The sequence below is a fragment of the Lunatimonas lonarensis genome (assembly GCF_000390185.1).
Taxonomy (GTDB): domain Bacteria; phylum Bacteroidota; class Bacteroidia; order Cytophagales; family Cyclobacteriaceae; genus Lunatimonas; species Lunatimonas lonarensis.
The window spans coordinates 167,741-188,488 of sequence record NZ_AQHR01000041.1; the positions used below are offsets into that span (position 1 = coordinate 167,741).

Annotated in this window: 15 protein-coding genes; 14 read left to right on the top strand and 1 reads right to left on the bottom strand. The window is 47.7% G+C overall.

What is annotated here, in order from left to right:
• Positions 1 to 5 precede the first annotated feature (5 nt).
• The 14 genes from ADIS_RS06355 to ADIS_RS06415 all read left to right on the top strand — a co-directional run bounded on the left by ADIS_RS06355 (position 6) and on the right by ADIS_RS06415 (position 20,315).
• A complete protein-coding gene (locus tag ADIS_RS06355; protein WP_010853557.1) occupies positions 6 to 434 on the top strand; it encodes a phage tail protein in 429 nt (142 codons plus the stop codon).
• Positions 435 to 436: 2 nt separating this feature from the next.
• On the top strand, positions 437 to 880 hold the full coding sequence (locus ADIS_RS06360; protein WP_010853558.1) for a phage tail protein: 444 nt from the start codon (positions 437 to 439) through the stop codon (positions 878 to 880).
• Positions 880 to 1,044 carry a DUF5908 family protein gene (locus ADIS_RS22915; RefSeq protein WP_010853559.1) on the top strand — a complete coding sequence of 55 codons (165 nt, stop codon included), beginning with the start codon at positions 880 to 882 and terminating at the stop codon, positions 1,042 to 1,044. The genes ADIS_RS06360 and ADIS_RS22915 overlap by 1 nt, the downstream gene beginning before the upstream one ends.
• Positions 1,045 to 1,048: 4 nt before the next feature.
• Positions 1,049 to 1,729: a CIS tube protein gene (locus ADIS_RS06365; RefSeq protein WP_010853560.1), complete on the top strand. Its 681-nt coding sequence runs from the start codon at positions 1,049 to 1,051 to the stop codon at positions 1,727 to 1,729.
• A 6-nt stretch (positions 1,730 to 1,735) separates the two neighbouring features.
• Positions 1,736 to 3,481: a type VI secretion system tip protein VgrG gene (vgrG, locus tag ADIS_RS06370; protein WP_010853561.1), complete on the top strand. Its 1,746-nt coding sequence runs from the start codon at positions 1,736 to 1,738 to the stop codon at positions 3,479 to 3,481.
• A 13-nt stretch (positions 3,482 to 3,494) separates the two neighbouring features.
• A complete protein-coding gene (locus ADIS_RS06375) occupies positions 3,495 to 3,785 on the top strand; it encodes a PAAR domain-containing protein (protein ID WP_010853562.1) in 291 nt (96 codons plus the stop codon).
• Between the two features lie 10 nt (positions 3,786 to 3,795).
• Complete coding sequence (locus ADIS_RS06380; protein ID WP_010853563.1) at positions 3,796 to 4,206, top strand: GPW/gp25 family protein; 411 nt, start codon at positions 3,796 to 3,798, stop codon at positions 4,204 to 4,206.
• A gap of 7 nt (positions 4,207 to 4,213) precedes the next feature.
• On the top strand, positions 4,214 to 7,354 hold the full coding sequence (locus ADIS_RS06385) for a baseplate J/gp47 family protein (RefSeq protein ID WP_035804892.1): 3,141 nt from the start codon (positions 4,214 to 4,216) through the stop codon (positions 7,352 to 7,354).
• Positions 7,355 to 7,367: 13 nt separating this feature from the next.
• On the top strand, positions 7,368 to 10,037 hold the full coding sequence (locus tag ADIS_RS06390; protein ID WP_010853565.1) for a hypothetical protein: 2,670 nt from the start codon (positions 7,368 to 7,370) through the stop codon (positions 10,035 to 10,037).
• Between the two features lie 12 nt (positions 10,038 to 10,049).
• On the top strand, positions 10,050 to 12,734 hold the full coding sequence (locus ADIS_RS06395; RefSeq protein ID WP_010853566.1) for a hypothetical protein: 2,685 nt from the start codon (positions 10,050 to 10,052) through the stop codon (positions 12,732 to 12,734).
• Positions 12,735 to 12,984: 250 nt separating this feature from the next.
• A complete protein-coding gene (locus ADIS_RS06400) occupies positions 12,985 to 14,568 on the top strand; it encodes a contractile injection system tape measure protein (protein WP_010853567.1) in 1,584 nt (527 codons plus the stop codon).
• A gap of 16 nt (positions 14,569 to 14,584) precedes the next feature.
• On the top strand, positions 14,585 to 18,139 hold the full coding sequence (locus ADIS_RS06405; RefSeq protein WP_010853568.1) for an eCIS core domain-containing protein: 3,555 nt from the start codon (positions 14,585 to 14,587) through the stop codon (positions 18,137 to 18,139).
• A complete protein-coding gene (locus tag ADIS_RS06410) occupies positions 18,140 to 19,009 on the top strand; it encodes a tetratricopeptide repeat protein (protein ID WP_010853569.1) in 870 nt (289 codons plus the stop codon).
• A 1-nt stretch (position 19,010) separates the two neighbouring features.
• Entirely contained in the window at positions 19,011 to 20,315 is a 1,305-nt protein-coding gene (locus ADIS_RS06415) for an ATP-binding protein (RefSeq protein ID WP_010853570.1), read from the top strand.
• A gap of 4 nt (positions 20,316 to 20,319) precedes the next feature.
• Here the strand turns inward: ADIS_RS06415 and ADIS_RS06420 are convergent, their stop codons facing one another.
• Complete coding sequence (locus tag ADIS_RS06420) at positions 20,320 to 20,703, bottom strand: hypothetical protein (protein ID WP_035804897.1); 384 nt, start codon at positions 20,701 to 20,703, stop codon at positions 20,320 to 20,322.
• Positions 20,704 to 20,748: the final 45 nt, after the last annotated feature.

A 20,748-nucleotide genomic window follows, 5' to 3' on the forward strand; every position in this document is an offset into this window, starting at 1 on the left:
CAATCATGAGTTACCCTTTGTCAAAGTTTCATTTCTCCGTGGATTGGGGAGGTACAAAAATCGGTTTTACGGAAGTTTCTGGATTGGATGTTGAAACCGAGGTGATCGAATACCGTCACGGAGCAAGTCCGGAATACAGCAAGGTCAAAATGCCCGGCCTTCAAAAATATAGCAATATCACCTTAAAGCGAGGTACCTTTAAAAGTGATAATGAGTTCTATCAATGGTGGAATTCCGTGTCGCTCAACAAAATCGAGCGGCGTGACATCACCATAAAGCTGCTGAACGAAGAGCACGAGCCTGTAGTCAGCTGGAAAGTGAAAAACGCATGGCCTACCAAAGTACAGTCAACCGACCTGAAAGCAGATGGCAACGAGGTGGCCATCGAGTCGATGGAATTGGTGCATGAAGGATTGAGCATACAAAACGACTGATCATGGCTGGGGATTATCCTCCTGTTGGTTTTCATTTCAGCGTGGAGTTTACCGGGCTGGAAGGGGGAACTTCCGATTCCCAATTCCAAGCGGTATCCGGCCTATCGGTTTCCATGGATACAGAGGAACTGGCAGAAGGGGGTGAGAACCGCTTTAAACACAGGCTTCCGCTGAAATCCAAGTATACGAATCTCGTTTTGAAGCGCGGTTTGGTAGTGGACTCGAAGCTGCTTGATTGGTGCAGGGATAGCTTGGAGAACTTTGAATTTGAGCTACGTGATTTGACCATCAAGCTGCTGAACGAAGAGCATGAGCCCTTGATGACCTGGAATGTAGTCCACGCCTTTCCGATAAAGTGGTCTGTGGATGAATTTAACGCGCAGGAAAGTAAACTGGTCGTGGAATCGATTGAGCTTGCCTATCAATATTATAAAACATTGAGCTAATGCCGATAGAGATAAAGGAACTGACCATTCGAATTCATGTAGCAGATCAGGGAGGAGGGCAAACAGCCGGGCAACCAAGTCAGCAGGCAGAGGAAGTCCAAAAAATCAAAGCGGAGGTAATGGAAGATGTCATGGAAGTAATGAAACGTCTGAAGGAGCGCTAGTCGTATGGGAGAAGGGAAATTGGAAAAACTGAAATTGGTAGCTTACAGCGACCCAAAGTTTAACAATAAGGTGGGAGATGGTGAGTTTACCACTCTGTTAAACCCGGAAAAGTATGCCTATACGTATAAAATCGAACAGGATAAGCAGCAGGCGACGGGAACAAGTTCTGCATCGCCACGCTTCAATAAGAAGCTTCCGGAGGAACTTCAGTTGGACTTTGTGTTTGACCGTACCGGCATCATCCCGGAGCGACCAAAAACCGATGATGGCATCATAGATGATCTGGAGCACTTCAAGAAAGTGGTTCTGGATTACAATGGCGATCAGCATAAGCCTAATTATGTGATGATCTCTTGGGGTAGCCTTCTATTTAAAGGCTCACTGACGGAGATGAATGTGGAATTTAAGCTCTTTCGTCCCGATGGTACCCCCTTAAGGGCAGTCGCAAAAGCCAAGTTCAAGGGATTTGTCGAGGATGATCTGAGAGTTGCCAGGGAAAACAACCAATCCCCCGATTTAACCCATTTCCGAATAGTCCGCGCAGGTGATACCCTTCCACTTATGGCCTTTCGGATCTATGGCGATGCCTCCTATTACCTTGAAGTAGCAAAGGCAAATAAGCTGATGGACTTCAGGAACCTAAGGCCAGGCCAAGAGATCTATTTTCCTCCGATTCAAAAATAAGTTACCATGAGCAATGGAAGATCACTGGCAGCGGAGCAAAGCATGGACTTGGTATCCCATACGATCAAAGTAGGAGGTGCCGAGTTGCCAGCTGCGGTTCAGGTCGCTTCCATAGCCATCCAAAAGGAGCTAAACCGAATTCCCTATGCTAAGATTACCGTGTTGGATGGGGATCCAGCCTCTGCCGATTTCAGCCTGAGCAATGAGTCAATCTTTTTGCCCGGGCAGGAAATAGAAATAGCCTTGGGGTACCACGCATCTACAGAAACCGTCTTCAAGGGTATAATTACCAGTCAACGTATTCGGATTCGAGAGGGTGGAAGTCAGCTACTTGTCGAATGCCGGGATAAGGCTACCAAAATGACGCTTAGAAAAAGAAGCGGCTATTACTATGACAGTAAGGACAGCGAGGTGATCGAATCATTGATCACACGCAACCGATTGGCTTCCGAAGTTTCTGATACGGGATACGCCCATGCAGAACTTGTTCAATTTGACTGCACAGATTGGGATTTTATGGTAGCTAGAGCACAGGCAAATGGGATGCTATGCGCAGTAGATGGAGGGAAAATAACCATCAGTGGTCCTGACTTAACCCAGGAGAGCCTCGGTACCGCTTCATTTGGTAACAACATACTCGAGTTTGATGCAGATCTGGATGGTAGAAACCAATTTAGTGGAATTAATGCGATTGGCTGGAGCTTGGCAGACCAGAAAGTGACCATACAGGAGGGATCCGACCCTAACCTGGCCTTGAATGGTAATCTCTCTGCTGCCGATATTGCCGATGCCATGGGAATCGGCACATTGGAACTTAGGCATGGAGGAAAGTTAAGCGAAGCACAGCTTCAGGAATGGGCGGATGCCAAATGGTTGTTCCAGCAGCTTGCCAAGATCCGTGGACGGGTCCGGATTCAAGGGGTTTCCCATGTCAATCCCGGAAGTATGATCGCCTTGGAGGGGGTAGGAGACCGATTTAGCGGCAAGGTCTTCGTCTCCGGTGTTTCCCATCGGTATGCAGAGGGTAGTTGGATCCTTGATATTCAGTTTGGGATAAATCCGGAATGGTTTACCGATACCTACGCAATCCACTCTGCCCCGGCAGCTGGATTGTATGCATCAGTGAAGGGCTTGCAGACAGGCCTGGTTACCCAGCTTGGGGATGACCCAGAGGGAGAGGATAGGATATTGGTCCGGATACCTATCGTCAACGAAGAAGAACAAGGGATTTGGTGCCGGCTGACTTGCCTGGATGCAGGCAAAGACAGGGGGGCCTTTTTTCGACCGGAAATAGGAGATGAAGTTATCGTGGGATTTATAAACGAGGATCCAAACCAGGGGATCGTACTTGGCATGGTGCATAGCAGTGCGAACCCAACGCCGGTTCCTGCATCTGACGATAACCATGAAAAAGGCTATGTAAGCAGGGATGGGCTCAGGCTTATCTTTGACGACGATAAGAAATCCATCCTGCTTGAAACCCCTGGAGGCAAGCGGATCCACGTCAATGAAGACGAAGGAATCGCAACGATGGAGGATGAACACGGAAACAAAGTGGTCTTGTCGGAATCGGGTATTTCGGTGGAAAGTGAAAAGGACATAAGCGTAAAATCTGCGGGAGATATCGTCCTGGAGGGAAACAACGTAACGGTAAAGGCGCAACAGCAGGCCACTATGGAAGGCGGTGCCGGAGCTGAAGTAAGCACTTCCGGCACTGCAGTACTAAAAGGATCTTTGGTTCAAATAAACTGAAAAAACCGAGCTTATGGGAAGTCCCGCAGCAAGAATTACAGATATGCACGTGTGCCCTATGGTTACAGGAACAGTGCCCCATGTGGGAGGTCCTGTGTTACCTCCTGGTGAACCCACCGTTTTCATAGGTGGTATGCCTGCGGCACGAGTAGGTGATCTCGCTACCTGTACCGGACCCCCGGATAGCATAGTGGCAGGATCGGCTACGGTATTGATAGGCGGGATGCCCGCGGCCAGAATGGGAGATAGCACGGCCCATGGAGGGAGTATTTTAGGAGGTGATCCCACCGTTTTAATCGGATAAATATTGCGGTATGAACAGTGAATATGCGTTTTTGGGAAGGGGATGGAGTTTTCCTCCCACGTTTGACCACCGAACGGGAGAGGTCGAACTACTAAGTGGAGAAGCGGATATCGAAAGCAGTTTGGAGATCCTGTTATCAACCAAGCTGGGCGAGCGCGTGATGCAGCCCAGCTATGGGTGCCAATTGGATGAACTTCAGTTTAATCCCCTCAACCGGACTACCGTCACCTATGTATCCGACCTGATAGAAACGGCCATTCTTTACCACGAGCCAAGAATCGCTGTGGAAAAAATTAAAATGCAAGAAGCTCCCGGTCAACCGGGGGTCGTTCTGATAGAGTTGGATTATATCATTCGGTCAACAAACTCCCGAAAAAACCTGGTGTATCCCTTTTACAAAATAGAGGCCAACGCAAGATGACTTGATCATGAGTAGTGAACAACTCGATAAAATAAAACCATTTTGGAGACCCGGCACCACGCAGGCAAATAGGTGGCTACCCGAGCTGGATCCGTCTCATGTGAGGCTGATGGATCTTACTCCTGAAGATTGGTTGTTGTTTGCGAGAAATTTTTCCAGCTATATCCCTTTCTTCAGTACGCAATTTCCCGATCAGGTGATTGGGGACTGGGGCAGGTTTTTTGGGTCGTTGCTGCCTTCCGATACACTGCCGGATCGCCGAACCGAAGCTTACCGGGTTTTAGTCGATGAACTTGCCACCAAAATCCGGATATTTGAAACTACAGGAGAGCTGTCACCGCACATGGGTTTGTTTTGTGCTTTTTTGAAACTTATGCGGTGGCCAACCGACTCCATGAATCAGTTGACCAAGCGTCATTTGGATTTTTATTACAAAAGAATTCTCCATTTAAAAAAGAAATCGTTTTCGTCAGATCACGCCTTCTTGACATTGGAGTTGGCAAAAATCCCTCAGGTACACCTACCTGAGGGAACGCTGTTTGATGGTGGAAAGGATACACTTGGTAAAAGGCGGGTTTATCGGACTCTACAGGGATTTACGGCAAACCAAGCCAAGATAGGCACTTTAAGGAACAGATATATTGACCATACGCTAAAAAAAGTCTTCCAAGGTCAGAATGCGAATTCCTTAGACGGAAAGGGAAAGCCATTTTCGGACGGATTTCCGCGATGGTGGCCCTTTGGGAACCCAGGACTGGATGTGGCAAGGTTTGGCATTACCTTGGCAGATGCCAACTTCCTTAGCCCAACGGGTACGATGCGCCATTTTTCCATTGAGTTCACTTTTAGAAATCCCCTTTCACCGGTTTTGACACCTGCTGAACTCACCCATTCTATTTCAGCCGATTGGACCTGTGAGAAGGAATGGGTGCAGGTAAATCCTGTCCAACTAGCGGCAGGGTTTGCCAGTCGATGTCAAGGCAGAACACTTCAGCTTGCCTTTACCATGGAGGAAATTCTTCCTGGAATTGCCAAAGCTGATCCAAAAATACACGAGGAGGTAGAAATAGTCGGTATACCATTAGTTCGACTGGGATTTAAGGCGTCTAATCCGCGGATTGTTGATTTCCTGCTTCGACTAGCCGAAAACCCCTGCCAATCTATTACAGTTCGATCCATCGTACAGGGAATTCGTTTACCCAAAATTGAGAGTGACATGGGGGTATTGCAGGCCACTAAGCCGTTTATGCCCTTTTCTTCCTATCCGAAACAAGGAAGTGGCTTTTACATCCACGAACCCACCTGGGAGGGAAAAAACGTCACCAGGGTTTCTGTGGATATCAGCTGGGCAAATACGCCGAAGAACTTCAGAGAGCAATACTTTGGCTACCGAAATCTCACCAGCCAAAACTTCAGTAAGGTTTCCTATGTTGCGCAGCATTTCGTTGCCAAGCATACTTCCATCGGCAATATCAAGAATGTTCTGTTGACGCCCCTTGCGCTTAACAAAGCCTTGCAGGAATCGAAGGTTCAAGTGAATGTCGCCCCGTCAAATTTGATCGTGGAGGACGACAGCTATTTCACCTACGACCTGTATACACGGGACAATGTAAACTGGAATAAGGTGGAACCCGGCAGACGCGTGTTGTTTTCAAAGGAAGGGGAAACCTATAAAACCAAGCTAACGCTTGGATCCACCAGTAAATTGGAGATCAATCAGGGGATTCGGCTGTCGTTGAACCAATCCTTCTTGCACGAACTGTTTCCGAGGTTTTATGCGATGGCTATGGCAAGCGAGCATCCCGAAACGCTCATACCCAACGAACCCTACACGCCTCTTGCCGAACAGATTTCGCTGAGCTACGAGACTTCTGAAACCTATCAGCTAAACCAACCGAACCGGCTCAAGCTGTTTCTTTCTGATGATTTCGGCTATTACGAAGAAAATATTTCGCGAAAACAACATCTCCCAACTACTTCCCAACAAGTGTTCGTTACCTCCTTTCCCCGTCAGGTGAGTGGGGAATTGATGATACAGATCCTGGATTTGGTACCAGGACAGCTGATATCGCTGTTATTCCAAGTACTGGATGGTAGCGAAAATCCCCTAAACTCCCGATTTACTACTCAAAATGGGATTCGCTGGGAGGTTCTGATCAAAAATCATTGGGTTAGACTCGGTAATCAGCAGATCATTGCAGATGGAACCGACAACCTCCTCAGGTCAGGAATCCTTCGTTTGCAAATTCCGGATGCGGCATTTGAAGAAAACACTCGCATGGGTGGACCTGGTGTTTGGATTCGTGCCGTTTCTACCAGTCCCTTTGATTCCACCTGCCAGTTGATGGACGTATTGCCCCAGGCGTTTGAGGTTGCCTTTGAAAACGATGAAAACGGGTTGGATCATCTGAATCAAGGGCTACCGGCAAAGACCATTTCAAAAATGGTAGAACGAGTTGCGGGAGTGAAATCAGTCCTCCAGCCCTTTAATTCCTTTTCTGGGAGACCTGAGGAAAGTGACCGGTCCTTTTACACCCGGATAAGCGAACGGTTACGTCACAAGAACCGGGCAGTCAGTCTGTGGGATTACGAGCATTTGGTGTTGGAAGCCTTTCCGGATGTCTATAAAGTAAAATGCTTGAATCATGTGAGTCCGGGTGGTTTTTTTTCTCCGGGGCATGTCACGCTTCTTGTTATTCCGGATACCGTAGATAAGAATGTGTACGATCGGTTTAAGCCTCGCTTTAGCACCGGGCGGTTGAATGAGATACATGCTTATTTGGTAGACAAAATATCCCCGTCCCTAACCCTCCACGTGGAAAGCCCCAATTATGAAGAAATCCACGTAAGACTGGGGGTGAAGTTTAGAAAGGGGTTTGATCCTGCCCACCATCGTAACCTATTGGAGCAGGCGATTATCGGTTACCTTTCTCCATGGGCTATAGAAAGACGAAATTCGATTGAGTTTGGGGTATCTCTCCACGAGAGTCCTTTTATACATTTTCTGGAGAGTATTCCCTATGTGGCATATATCAGTGATCTGGTTTTATTGAAAAACAACATTTCCGTACGCAAGGCCGTTATGGCCACCAGTCCAAGGCATATCTTGGTTTCCAGTAAATCCCATTCCATAACGTTGCTTACCTAAAGATCCAAAAGACATGGAAAGCAAGAAAGACCCAATAACCTTACCTAAAAATGTCCGGCGAAACGACGGAACAGACTTCAATTTTTTGAGGGAGAGGGGTATTGCCTATATCGAATCCCTGTCCTCCAAATTATGGACGGATTACAATACACACGATCCGGGTATAACCATTTTGGAAACCCTCTGCTATGCGATAACGGATTTGGAGTATAGGTTATCATTGCCGATGGAGCAGCTACTGGCAGGAGAACAGAAGCAAGGCTGGGAGCAGCAGTTCCACCTTGCTGAAAATATCCTTCCCGCAAAAGCGATTACCGAACTGGACTACCGAAAGCTCTTTATCGATTGCCGTGGTGTACGTAACGCTTGGATCAACCCGTTTCAAAAACAGGTATTTGTGGACTGTAAGAATAGCCGAATGTCCTATGACGCCGCAATTTGGGAGGGGTTGGAGCCCAAAGACCAAAAATCTTTTGAACTGAAAGGTCTTTACAGGATCATGCTGGACTTGGACGGCAGCGTTCCGCTTGCTCAGGTTACCAGAGAAGTAGCTCAGCGGTACCATCAAAACCGGAACATTTGCGAGGATCTGGTGGAAGTGGTGGAAGTAGGGAGACATCCTATCAGGGTGTGTGCCCTCATAGAAATCCAGCCCACCGCTGATGAAGAGCTTATCCATGCGCAGATAGAAACGGTAATAGCACGCTATTTTTCGCCTCCTGTAAATTCATACACGCTGGCGGAGATGCTGGAAAAGGGCTACAGCGTAGATCAGCTATTTGAAGGCCCTTTGTTACGTTATGGATTTTTGGATCCTGTAGAGGTAGTAGAGGCAAGACTTCGGACGGAGGTAAGGCTTTCCGATATCATCCGGAGGATCATGGATGTTCCCGGCGTAAAGCTCGTAAAGGATATTCAGCTGGGGGACTGCGACCTGGCAAACGACGAGGGCAGATGGGTTGTTCCCGTGAGATCCGGCTGTAAGCCCTACCTATGTGACAGGAGCAAGTTCAATTTTTCCAAGGGATTACTCCCCTTAAATGTGGATGCGGATAAGGTAAACTCCTATAGGACACAGATAGAACAGGCCTTTTTGGCCCGCAGGTTTGGGAACCCGACAGATAGTTTTTCGCTGCCGGTTTCGATTCCCTCAGCCGTAAATAGCTATTACAGTGTGAGGAATGACTTTCCGGAAAATTATGGCATAGGCAAAATCGGGCTTCCTGAGACCGCATCGCCCCTTCGAAAATCACAGGCAAAACAGTTGAAAGGCTATCTCCAATTTTTTGACCAAATCATGGCATCCTACTTTAGCCATTTGTCACAGGTACGGGATCTATTGTCCATAGATGGTGCTAGGGATAAGACGTATTTTACCCAAGCTGTATTGGATATGGAGGATAACCGGGAATACTTGGGCGACTGGTATGACAATACCGACCTTACGGAGCTGCTTATGGGTGTTATGGATCAGCCTGCGGCTCGAAGGAAGATGCTGTTGGACCACCTACTGGCCAGGTTTTCAGAGCGTTTTAGCGAATATGCATTCGTGATGAAAAAACGGTATGGAGACGCTGCGGAGACTCAGGTATTGGCGTCACAAAGCTATTTCTTACGGGAATACGGTGCCATCAGCTATGAAACGGGCAATGCCTTTGATTACCACAGGAAGCGGCCGGAACAGCTTTGGGACAGTCCAAATGTTTCCGGATTTGAGAAAAGGATTTCCTTGTTGGCGGGGTTTGGAAGTTATCTCAGAAGGCATCTCTCCAGTTCCTTTGTACAGCTTTACCGTTTTACAAGTTCGAGAAACGAGCAGGTATACCGTTGGAGGATGCTTGAAAGAAATAGGAGCATCATCCTATCGGCCACCGAAAATTACCGAAGCACCTCCCAAGCCTATGAGGAAATCTACCTGGTCATGCAGCTAGTGCTCCAGATGACAACAGACCAAATCGAAAACCATTTCCTACAGACCGAAGAGGCGGGATACGAAACAGAGGACGTGGGTTGTTTCCGGATCACGAAGTCGCCATCCGGAAGGTATTCCTTTAGCATCATTAATCCGGCGATCCAACGACCCCGGGATTCCCGAAGAATAATTGCCAGTCAGTACCGGTATTATTCGAAACAGAACATAAAGAATGCAATCCTACGGTTTATGGCGTTCATCTCCGAGAACTCCTTGGATGAGGGAGTGTTTTTGGTGGAGCACATCCTCTTGAGGCCATCGTTTGACGCTGAGGCAGATTCTCCTTTCTTGCCGTTCTGTGCGGAAGATTGTCAGCCGGATGGTGTCTTAGACCCTTATTCATTTCGGGTTTCCGTGGTGCTACCGGGAAGCAGCTTCCGATTGGCGGATTTGGTTTTTAGAGACTACCTCGAAAACCTTATCCGGGAGGAGCTACCCAGCCACATCCTGGCGAAAGTTTGCTGGATCGGTGCTTCAAATCCCGAGCTACCGGATGACCAAAACCCCTTGATTATCTTTGAGAACTCCTTTCGGACTTTTCTTGAGCATTTGGGTAGGGGCAGCAAAGCTGCTAATGCAGCATTTATTGACGTGCTTTCCAACCTTAGGTCCGTGTATCCGGAGGGCAGCCTTTTTGATTGCTCGGTAGAGGACGAAAGCGGCTGGGAAGAAAAAATCATATTAGGCAGAACAAATTTAGGAACCCTTTAACAGACGATGGCCATGGCTAGCAAGTTGTCCTCTATACTCACCCATTACCGTCAATACCAGGCAGATCAGGTGTTGACGCACACCCAGTTGAATGAAAGCATTGCCTTTTTTGAGGATCAGGACAGGCTAACGCGCATTGGACTGATCGGCGTTGGCATCGTGAATGGTCTAGCGGTTTCGATGCGACAGGAGGGAGTTCAGCGGTTTATAGAAATAAGCCAAGGCTATGGCATTACCACTGATGGCGACCTGATTACGTTGCGGACAGATATTCCCGACGCCAACCGTAAAGAAAAATCAATAGAAATAGATCAGCTTTCCTTTTCCCATTACCGCCCTTTTGAAGATGACAAAGCGAGGTATCCACTTTTCCACCAAAACGGCATCCAAACGGTTCCTCTTCTGCAACTCTGTAGACCTACCGAAGAGGGAGCCCTGCCTCTCCAGCAGTTGGTTAATGGCGGTGACATGGTGCTTATGTTGTATTTGGAAAGCTATTCCAGGGATGCAGACCTATGTGGAGATATCAACTGTGATACCCAGGGAGTCGAACAGATAGCAGCACACCATTTTTTGCTTATTGATCGGGATGTCGCTGATGACCTGTTGAATGCGGACCCTATTTACCGGCGTTTCGAGCAGTTGCGGCTTGCGGTATCTGCCCTGACGCCACTGTATCCATTGAATGTGGTGATAACAGCGGCCAACGCCCAGTCACCAGTTCAGTTGGACAGATTGTACCGAGACGCCATCATCCAGGGAAACAGCATCGCTGAGTTTACTGACGCTGTTTCAACGATATTAAACAATACCCAATTTCTTTGGGAGGGTGACTCGGATATCCAACGGTTGTCCCAACAACTCGCAGCTAGGCTTTCCCAACACTTTTCGTTTCCGGCAAATGCCCCCTTTCAATATAATCAGTATCGATACCGTTTGCTTTCTGATTTATTGGAGGTTTATCGTCGGTTAATTAGCGAATTGGCCTCCTTTGCGGGGTTGGAGAACCCTTCCATACGGGCATTTCCAAAGCATCTTTTTTTGGGAGACTTGGCAGGCACCAATTTCCGACATGGGTTTTATCCTTCTCCAGCTATTTCGGATTTTCGGGAAAAGAAGCACCGGATCAACAGTTACCTGAGAAAGATCTGTTTCATGTTGGACACATTCAGCCTGACCCATGCAAATGAAGTACGGTTGGTTCCCTCCGGGGAACATCCAGCATCCGGCTTGGTTCCCAGCATTCCCTTTTATTACCAGTCAACTATAGGGCTTAGGGAGAATTGGTCGACAACTCCGGGGGTAGATGCCATACGGTACTCCTATAACCTAGGGGAGAATCCCCTTTTGATTGAAAACGAGCATGCTGACTTCTATTTTCTTGGCGGGCATTTACGGGGAAATGCAGAAAATGTCTTTCAGGCAATAACCAATATCCAACTGCAGTTTGGTCTGGATTTTACGATCTATCGATTTGATTATGATCAATTCGGGGAATTTGCCAGGTTCCTCCGGTCCCATGGATCTTGTAGGCACCGGGCAGGCGTTCCCAAGTCGGGTACGCTGATACTTTTGAGCAGGGGCAACGAGGTGATCGGCGATTTGGCATTGAGCTACCGGGTGGTCGAACAGCAAGCTGTTAATGCGATCAGCCACATAAAAGTCGCTGAATCACGGTACCCTTGGATCAGTACGCTTAGTTACCTCAACAACCTGGCAAGAAGCCTCCGGGGTACTCCAAGGAGAGTAGGTGTCATGCCCCGGTTCTATCGGCTGATAGTAAGGGAATATAGCATCAATGGTGTATCACAGATTGCCGGCATCACCGAGCTGCTGGTTCCACTGGAGGAAATTTTGGTCAGGAGGATGCACGCAATCACGGATGCCCTAAACAGGCGGTTTCCGGCAGGACTTGTTTTTGATTTTAATGAGCAATTGAAGCGGTTTTCCATCGTCCGTGCTTTTGATGATCAGTTTAGGATCACCTTTGCGGATACCACGCTTTCCTTGAATGCACCGGCGTTTACCTACACCGAGGAGGGCATGTTTAGATCGGACAGGCAGTTTAGGATAAATGCGATCCGAAACGAAGAGCGTCGCAGGTATCGTGAAAGTACCTACAGGCAGTTGCAGTCCGAATTTGCCCCGGAAAACAAGGATGATGATTTTGGAAAATATCAGGGAAAATGGGCAGAGTGGTATAGACTCATTGATCAGCTCGGGAGGTCGGGCAATGCCCTGGTAACGCCGAGATTGATCAGCAGACAAAATCAATTACCTGCATCGGTACGAACCCTTGTTACGGGCGTGTTTAATCGGCTGAATGCAACGGGAAGGCCGTTTCAGCTTTTTTTGACCGGTGATTGGCTGGATGGCAGCTGGGTAAGCACAGAGATGATCACCCGGTATGGAAGCAGTAGAAATACCAATGATCCAATTGTCCGGTTTTTGAGGATAAGAGAGACCCTGCACCACAAAACCCAAGCCACCAAAGCCTCGCTGTTTTTGGTGCTTGGAAGGGAAGCAGACCGGGAATTTTTTGAAAACTTGGCAAGTACACTCACCGAGACCGTAGATATGTATATCGATGGTCCTAGAGTAGGAAGAAGGGTATTGTTGATCGATACAATCGCCCGTATTCAGATCACAGGATCAACTGGCACTGCGACGGCGATTGCTAACCCACTGAGAAGATGAAAAGGGGCCATTCACCTGATTTCCGGATAGTGAATGACCCCTCATGGGCATGCTTCCTTGTACTTCCGTCTGTTACTGCCACATTATCACCTGAAGTCAAGAACTTACCGCCTGATGCTCTGCTCTACGTGTATGCCAAAAACCCAGATTGTGAACGTACCGACCTTTTCCCTCTCTGCTTAACTCTGCCAGTAAAATCGACTCTCGCCGCGGTATAAATGTAGCAAAAAGATAGAAGAAAACAAATTTTATGAAGGCAAATCGTGATGAAATATTGATCCAAAAAGTAAATGTGGAAGTCATCACGCATACGATGGACGCAGGTCGGTCGGTTGAACAAAACATCCATGAATTTTTAGAGAGACAGGTCTTCCCCCGATTGGAGGATCTACTTAGGGAGAAGTGGTCATTACCTCCAAATCAAAGCCTTCAACTGGATGAACTTTCGCTAACGGTTCAGGTAAACTCACCTTCGTCGCTACTCGACTTTTCCGTCCAGAGCACCGAACTCGACTGGATTGATCAGCTGGAAACCCAGCTGCATGGGGTTCTGAAAAGTAAAACAGACCGGCTTTTAAACAGCCCGGATACAGCCAGCTCAATCGAGTATCTTGATAGGTGGGACAGCCCTAGTACTAAAAATAACTTAAATTCAAACCATTTATATAATTGTAAACCAGCTGAATATAGATTAATTTCCGACGAGAAAAAATCCCTTTTTGCGTGGCTCCATTTTGTTCGACACGGTACCAAACCTTGGTTTGCAGCGCATATGACCGCCGTTGATTTCATGCCTCCATCTAACAGCGAAAAGTGGATTCAACTGCCCGAATTTAAGGATCTGACAGCGAACGTAATGAGCCAACCCGAGTCGATTGGCAGGCTTTTCCTTCAACATAGCCAAAAGGATGTAACCCTGCTGATGTATCATTTATTGGGAGATTTCGTGGATCTACCTGAGTTTGCCAGATTGAACGGTCGCTTTAAGTCAAGCCTACAACGGATCAATCGGGTGATTCTCTTTTTCCTATGGATACGGGCCGGAAGGGAGGGGATAGGTAGAAGTTGGTCCGATTGCCTCACCGAACTAAAAAGCATCGTTCCGGTACTGGGTATCCCTACAATTTCGGTAGAAAACTGGCTACGGTTTTGGAACCTACTACCTCAAATCCGACCATTTAAACCGGAACTTGACCAAACCGCCAAGTGGCTAGATTCCCTTGGACAGGTGTCCGGACAGGGGTTTAATAGGCGATCTGACGAGTCTATCAATTTTCCAAATCAGGTTTCGGGAACAAAAAGTAGTCTCCAAAATGAATCTGATAAGGATACAGGGATACAGGCTCAGCTACCGCTTTCAAACGCCGGGCTTATCCTCCTTCACCCATTTCTTCCGGCTTTTTTCTCCGATGTCGGTGTAATCAACGAGAAACAGGAATTTGTGGACTCCCATTTAGCCGTTCATCTGCTTAATTATGTGGCCACAGGGAATCATCAGCCCTATGAGTTTGAACTGGGTTTTGAAAAGTTTTTGACAGGATGGAGGCAGGGCTATCCCTATACCCGAAATGTCGTGTTAAGGGAAAGTCAGCGTGAAAAGGCCGATAAGTTGCTCGAATCATTGCTGAAAAACTGGAAAAGGTTGAAAAATACCGGTAAGGACACCCTTCGCGCTGAGTTTTTACAACGTTCAGGGAAGTTAGTGGAGGAACCTGGCCACTACCGTCTAATTGTCGAGAGAAAAACGCAGGACATCCTGCTGGAGGGGCTGCCCTATTCGTTAGGGGTGGTCAAATTGCCGTGGCAGAAGAAGTTGATATTTATTGAATGGTGATTTATCGATCGTAATCATGGAAAAGTCCAGTCCTCAACCCAAACCAAAAGGCTCACATTACTTTCGAAAGAGTAGTAGTGCACCGGATTTTTTTCTTCCACAAGCCAAAATGGAGGTCAATGAGCCTGATGATGCCTTCGAGCAGGAGGCAGACGCAGCGGCAGAACAGGTTGTTGCCCGAAAACCGGTCGATAGTGCTTTCTTTGGCAGCACTTCCCTCATGCGGGAGGTGGATGAAGGAGAAGAGTCCATTCAATCAAAGGCAGATGGTGCTGAATCCCTTGGCAAGGAAGAGGAAGTTCCCGTTCAAAGGGACGTGGAGGAACCGCAGGAAACTCCCGTAGAGCCCACGGTACAACGTGATTCATCTGAGGAGGAAGCGGCAATTCAGACGAAGGGGGAGGGCTTTATGGAGGCAGAAGAACAGGTTCAGCAAGAAGAGGAGGAGGAGCCTGTTCAGGCCAGCGCGTCATCCGGTGGGCCGGTAAGCCCTTCGGTTGAACAAGGCATACAGTCGACCAAGGGAAGTGGGAGCCCTTTGGGAAGCAGCGAAAAGCATCAGATGGAGCAAAGCTTTGGGGCTGATTTTGGCGGTGTAACGATCCATACCGATAGCCGTGCGGTCCAAATGAGCCGTGAGTTGGGAGCCGAGGCGTTTACCCACGGTAATGACATATATTTTAACGAAGGAAACTACAATCCCGGGTCAAAGGACGGGCAGCGCCTACTGGCCCACGAACTGACCCATACCTTGCAGCAGGGGGCATCGGTTAGGAGGTTGGTACAAAAAGATGATGCGGATACACCGAACAATACGATAACCAATCATTATGTCTCGGAGGATGGGGAGTTGGATTTAAGAGGGACAAGTAAGCTCCTAAAAATAAAAGATTTGCCGTTACCGGATTTTAAAAAGAATGCGGGATATCATAAATCAGTCCCATTTAGATTGCCACCTAAGAGCGAGAGAAATACCGACCAAAGAAACAAGTGGGATACCCATATCAGGCAAAACGAAACGGGTATAACCGAAAAGCTTGATGAAATCCTATCAGCGCAAATTCCCGCTGAGACCGGTACAACCACAGAACCAAGGTACTACCTCAAGCTAAAGTCGGTGCCGTACAATCTGATCGGAACAAAAAGTGAGCTAAAAAACAGGATATTGAGACCATTTTGGGACTCTGCAGGTGCTTTTCAAGGTTTTCACGTTGATCATAAAACAGAAATTCAGTTAGGTGGAGAGGATGATATCCCAAACTATTGGTTGTTGGATGAAAAATCAAACGTTGACTCCGGCCGATTGATAAAAACAAACAAGGACAATCAAATCAAAAAGGTTTTGGATGGAGCTAAACAATCCAACGTTTTTGATGTCACAGTTCCAAGTGCTGTAAAAGACGTGAGAGGCGATGATTTTACAGTCATGGTTGAGAACGTATCTTCTGATCCAACTGGGTTTACGCCAAAAACAATCGATGTATCAGAAGCGCTGGCGGGAACGGGAGTTGAAGGATTGGAAGCGTTGACCAGCGATGAATTGATTGCCTTAAGGGGAAGCCCTAATGAAATCGTCCTGTTTTTTAACAGTCTGGGAGGTGTCTCTCGGAAAGTGCCCTGGGAAACCGACATGACCCAAAAAACAGATATGTCGGATGTAGGTGGTGGCGCAACTATTGGTTCAAATTTTCAGTTAACCGCTATCAATTATACCCATGGGCAGGGAGGAAGCATTACGGGCAGGGCCTTTCAAGGAAATAAATTTGTAAAAGATAAAGACTTAACGATAGATTTGGTTACCTCTCCAATAGTGGAATACGGAGGAGTGGTTTCTGGCAGCAGTCTAAGAAACGAAGCGAATAAACTTATAGCAGAACACCTCAGTCCGATCGAATTCTCACAGGTTGATTTTATTCCAGAAAAAGGGATTTATGCCGTTGGTGTTATAAAAGCTTCTTTGCCAGTGATTGAAGATGTTGAAATAGACATTTTGATCGATGGAAACAGCGTAAGGATTTCCAAAACGTTTAACACAGGAGAATTTAAAGTTCCATCGCCATTTCAGGTAAAGAACTCGTCTTTGACGGTTTTTGCAGGTACTGAGGGGTTGGGGATTGAGGGGCAGATTGATTTCGGGATAGAAAATGTAGGGGAGGGCTATATAGGTGCCTCTGCCTCTACCTCCGGTGGTTTTGAACTTGCCGGAAAATTCAACTTTGACTCCCAACTTTTTGATCCTGCTGAAATAAATGTGGAGTATAAAGACAACGTATGGACAATCGGTGGTACCATTGGCATACCGGCGGGAAAGGTGAGGGGGGTGAAGAATGCTACGATCACCGCTACCTACACTGAAAATACGTTCAGTGCAGAGGGCGACGCGGAACTCGACCTGCCCGGAATTGAAAAAGGATCCATGAGTGTTGCCTACGGAGCCGACGGGTTTTCTATTGGCGGTAATTTTGCTATCAGTGGTGACGTCCCCGGCATTCGTGGCGGCACCGTCGAAGCCAGGGTATCCAAAAGCAATGATGACGAAGGGTACAGCGTGTTTGTCTCCGGCACGGCCCAACCCGATATTCCCGGCGTCAACTCGACCCTATCCGTGACCTACGAAAATGGAGCACTGACCATTATGGGCAACGCTGCCTATTCCCGGGGTATGCTTAGCGGATCCTTGGAAGTCGGTGCTACCAATCGAACCATCGGGGAAGACGGTCAGCCCTCGGGGGATCCAGATGATACCATGCGGGTATTTGGCGGCGGTACGCTCACCCTTCAGCTTACCCCTTGGCTTGCCGCTACTGCCGGCGTGAAATTTCTTCCCAACGGAGAAATGGAGGTTACCGCACGACTGGCAACCGATACGTATGACGTTTTTCCAAGAAAGGAATATACCAAAAACCTGTTTCGGGCACCTACAATAGAGATACCTCTCTTTGCGATTCCGCTGGGCCCCCGTAGTTTAGGCCTGGTGGCCCAGATAAGTGGCGGACTGGACTTCAAAGCGGGTTTTGGCCCCGGCCAACTTCGAAATTTATCGGCTGAGATCACCTATAATCCAGATCATGAGGAAGAAACCAGCGTAAGAGGCAGTGGAAGCTTTGTTATACCAGCGGATGCCGGCTTGACACTTCGCGGCGATTTGGGTCTTGGGATCAGCGTCGCCATCGCCAGTTTATCAGGCGGAATTGAGATAGCGGGTACCTTAGGGCTGGAAGGAGAGGCCGCCGCCGGAGTAGATGTAAATTGGACGCCGCAATCGGGGCTTACCTTAGATGCCCGTGGCAGTGTCATGGTTAATCCCAAGTTTACCTTTGATATTAATGCGTTTGCCCGAGCCTCCTTGGGTATTGGTTGGTTTTCCATTTCCGAAACCTGGCGGCATAATCTTGCCTCCTTTAATTGGGGGCCGGACATTCAGTTTGGTATCGTTTTTCCCGTTCACTACGAGGAAGGGGAACCATTTGACATGTCGTTGGATGACATTCAGGTTATTTATCCCGATATTCAGGTGGTAGATACCGCTGTGGGCCTTGCTCGATCGATTAAAAATGACTTATTTGGGTAAATGACAGAAGAAGCAATAAACTGGAACAACCAAGGAGTAACGCATTTTTTCGAGCAGGATTGGGAAAAAGCCCATGCCTGCTACCAAAAGGCACTGCAATTGGATGATAAGAATCCCACGGTTTGGAACAATCTGGGACTGCTTGCACACCAGCAAAAAAACTACTTGGAAGCCTGCACCTATTTTCAACAGGCCAATGTATTGGACAAGAAGCCGGTTTATCTGGTCAATGAAGCCAACTCCCGTGCCATGATGGGAATGTTTACCGAAACCGAAAGCCTTTACCTAGAAGCCATATCAATGCAGCCGAACCACGAGACTGCATTATCCTCCCTTGCAAAGCTCTATACGCATCAGGGCAGATTGGACGAAGCCGCTGCCCGCTACCAGCAGCTGACAGGTATTTCCAATCAACCCATCTACCTTTTTGAGATGGCTCTGGTATTCATCCGCTTGGAAAGATTTGGGGATGCACTGCGCATACTGTATCCTCTAGCGGAAAACCAGCCTTCTACGGCCCATTGGTTTCAGATTGGGAGAGCCGAATACCTATCGAATAACCATGGTTTGGCCGATTCGGCGTTTAAGCGAGCATTGGCGGAAAATCCGGACGATAAAGCATCCAGAAATTTTTACGCGGTAAACTTATTGGCCATGAACAGGGTAGAGGAAGCACTGAAACAATACCTGTTACTCTCCCGGTTATTCCCAGAAGACCATGAGATCCTGACCGACCTGGCAGTGGTGTTATGTAGCCTGGAGCGATTCGATGAAGCCTCTGGATATTTGAACCGGGCATTGGCTGTAAAACCCGAATACCCCAAAGCCAAGGCCTACAAAAAAAAGATAGAAGAGCTCGAACAGAGGTAGCATGGAGGCAATAATGACCTATATAGATGCTGTCCTGACCGCACGGCTAGACCAAGAATTTGGAAAGACAGAGGTATTGAAAAAGCCCACCATCAACGTGGTTTTGGAAAAAAAGGGACCTCTCGCGCAGCTGATCGAAGAATATAACCTACAGAATCAGGATATGCTTATTCTTTTTCTTGCGTTGTTGCCCTACATCGCCCCCCAATACCTCTCAACTAAAATTGGCCAATACATCCCAAAAGGAGGGGAGCTTCCTGAATTTGGCGGTATGCGGGGAAAAAGCCACCGGGGTATTATTCCCACCGGAGAGACCCTCTTATATGTCTTGGCAGGAACCGACCCAACCCTAAGAGCAAAATACATCCCTTTGTTTACCCATTCTATTTTGTTTAGGAAAGGGATCCTTTCGATCGGTGCTGCTGCCGAAGAAGAGCCTTTTTTGGCCGGCCCCTTGAAAATTGATCGGGAAATCACCGAAAGAATTCTTTTTGGAGGAATCCAGCGACCAACTTTCAATAGCCATTTCCCCGCTCAGCTTATCGAAACCGAGTTGAACTGGCGTGATCTGGTACTTCCTGAAAAGACCTTGGAGCAAATCCGTGAAATCGAACATTGGCTTCAATACCACGAGCGATTGATGGCAGAATGGGGCTTGGGTCGGGCTGTGAAACCCGGATATCGGGTCATGTTCTTTGGTCCCCCCGGAACGGGTAAAACGCTTACGGCAGGTCTACTGGGTAAACATACCGGTAGGGATGTGTTTCGCATAGATCTATCGCTGGTGGTTTCCAAGTATATAGGAGAGACGGAAAAGCAACTCTCCCAGCTATTTGACAAAGCGGCAAACAAAGATTGGATCCTTTTTTTCGATGAAGCAGATGCCTTATTCGGCAAACGAACATCTGTTCGGGATGCCCACGACAAATACGCCAACCAAGAAGTTTCCTATCTTTTGCAGCGAGTAGAAAGCCATCCGGGCTTGGTTATCCTGGCTTCCAACTTCAAATCAAATATCGATACAGCCTTTTTGCGGCGGTTTCAGACGGTAGTGGATTTTGAAATGCCAAGCTATAAGGAACGCTATGCACTGTGGAACAACAACCTGCCACGGACTATACCTTGGGAACAAGGACTGGAGATAGAGGAACTGGCCCGCAGGTTTACCCTAAGCGGTGCCAACATCGTGAATATCATCCAACAGGTGGGACTTAAAACCCTCGCAGCCGGAGATACCGAAATCAAAAAAGACCAGATCATTCAGGCAATCAAGAACGAGCTGAGTAAGGAGGGGAAGATGCACTAGCCTCTCAGTCTTTCTTCAGCGTCGCCTTATTTTCAAGAATCACCGGATACAGATCATAAGTCGGATAAAACTCCGTAGAAAAGGCACCCCATACACTTCGCTCAACCGAAATGTTCAGATTACGAAGCTCCGATGCCGGAATTTTGACAGTGACCACCTGTCCGATACCCATCATGACATACCAGGACATAACCCTTGCCGATGCAGGTGGAAAGTTTTCGGTAAACCCATTTCGCTCCCGTATTTCGGTCAGCTCATCGATATTTTTGTCCTGGTGGTGCTTCATGAAAATAGTGATCATAATGGAGTCATTTTTTGCAGGCTCCTGGGCATGTACCTGATGGACGGAAAGGCAAAGAACTAGGCAGATAATCAGTCTTGCTGGCATGGAACGTGATTTTTTGGTTTTAATGAATCTCAATTGTACCGAAAT

Excerpts from the sequence above, each read along its gene's own strand:
- ADIS_RS06355 (WP_010853557.1), top strand. The coding sequence starts at position 6 with ATGAGTTACCCTTTGTCAAAGTTTCATTTCTCCGTGGATTGGGGAGGT.
- ADIS_RS06360 (WP_010853558.1), top strand. The coding sequence starts at position 437 with ATGGCTGGGGATTATCCTCCTGTTGGTTTTCATTTCAGCGTGGAGTTT.
- ADIS_RS22915 (WP_010853559.1), top strand. The coding sequence starts at position 880 with ATGCCGATAGAGATAAAGGAACTGACCATTCGAATTCATGTAGCAGAT.
- ADIS_RS06365 (WP_010853560.1), top strand. The coding sequence starts at position 1,049 with ATGGGAGAAGGGAAATTGGAAAAACTGAAATTGGTAGCTTACAGCGAC.
- vgrG (WP_010853561.1), top strand. The coding sequence starts at position 1,736 with ATGAGCAATGGAAGATCACTGGCAGCGGAGCAAAGCATGGACTTGGTA.
- ADIS_RS06375 (WP_010853562.1), top strand. The coding sequence starts at position 3,495 with ATGGGAAGTCCCGCAGCAAGAATTACAGATATGCACGTGTGCCCTATG.
- ADIS_RS06380 (WP_010853563.1), top strand. The coding sequence starts at position 3,796 with ATGAACAGTGAATATGCGTTTTTGGGAAGGGGATGGAGTTTTCCTCCC.
- ADIS_RS06385 (WP_035804892.1), top strand. The coding sequence starts at position 4,214 with ATGAGTAGTGAACAACTCGATAAAATAAAACCATTTTGGAGACCCGGC.
- ADIS_RS06390 (WP_010853565.1), top strand. The coding sequence starts at position 7,368 with ATGGAAAGCAAGAAAGACCCAATAACCTTACCTAAAAATGTCCGGCGA.
- ADIS_RS06395 (WP_010853566.1), top strand. The coding sequence starts at position 10,050 with ATGGCTAGCAAGTTGTCCTCTATACTCACCCATTACCGTCAATACCAG.
- ADIS_RS06400 (WP_010853567.1), top strand. The coding sequence starts at position 12,985 with ATGAAGGCAAATCGTGATGAAATATTGATCCAAAAAGTAAATGTGGAA.
- ADIS_RS06405 (WP_010853568.1), top strand. The coding sequence starts at position 14,585 with ATGGAAAAGTCCAGTCCTCAACCCAAACCAAAAGGCTCACATTACTTT.
- ADIS_RS06410 (WP_010853569.1), top strand. The coding sequence starts at position 18,140 with ATGACAGAAGAAGCAATAAACTGGAACAACCAAGGAGTAACGCATTTT.
- ADIS_RS06415 (WP_010853570.1), top strand. The coding sequence starts at position 19,011 with ATGGAGGCAATAATGACCTATATAGATGCTGTCCTGACCGCACGGCTA.
- ADIS_RS06420 (WP_035804897.1), bottom strand. The coding sequence starts at position 20,703 with ATGCCAGCAAGACTGATTATCTGCCTAGTTCTTTGCCTTTCCGTCCAT.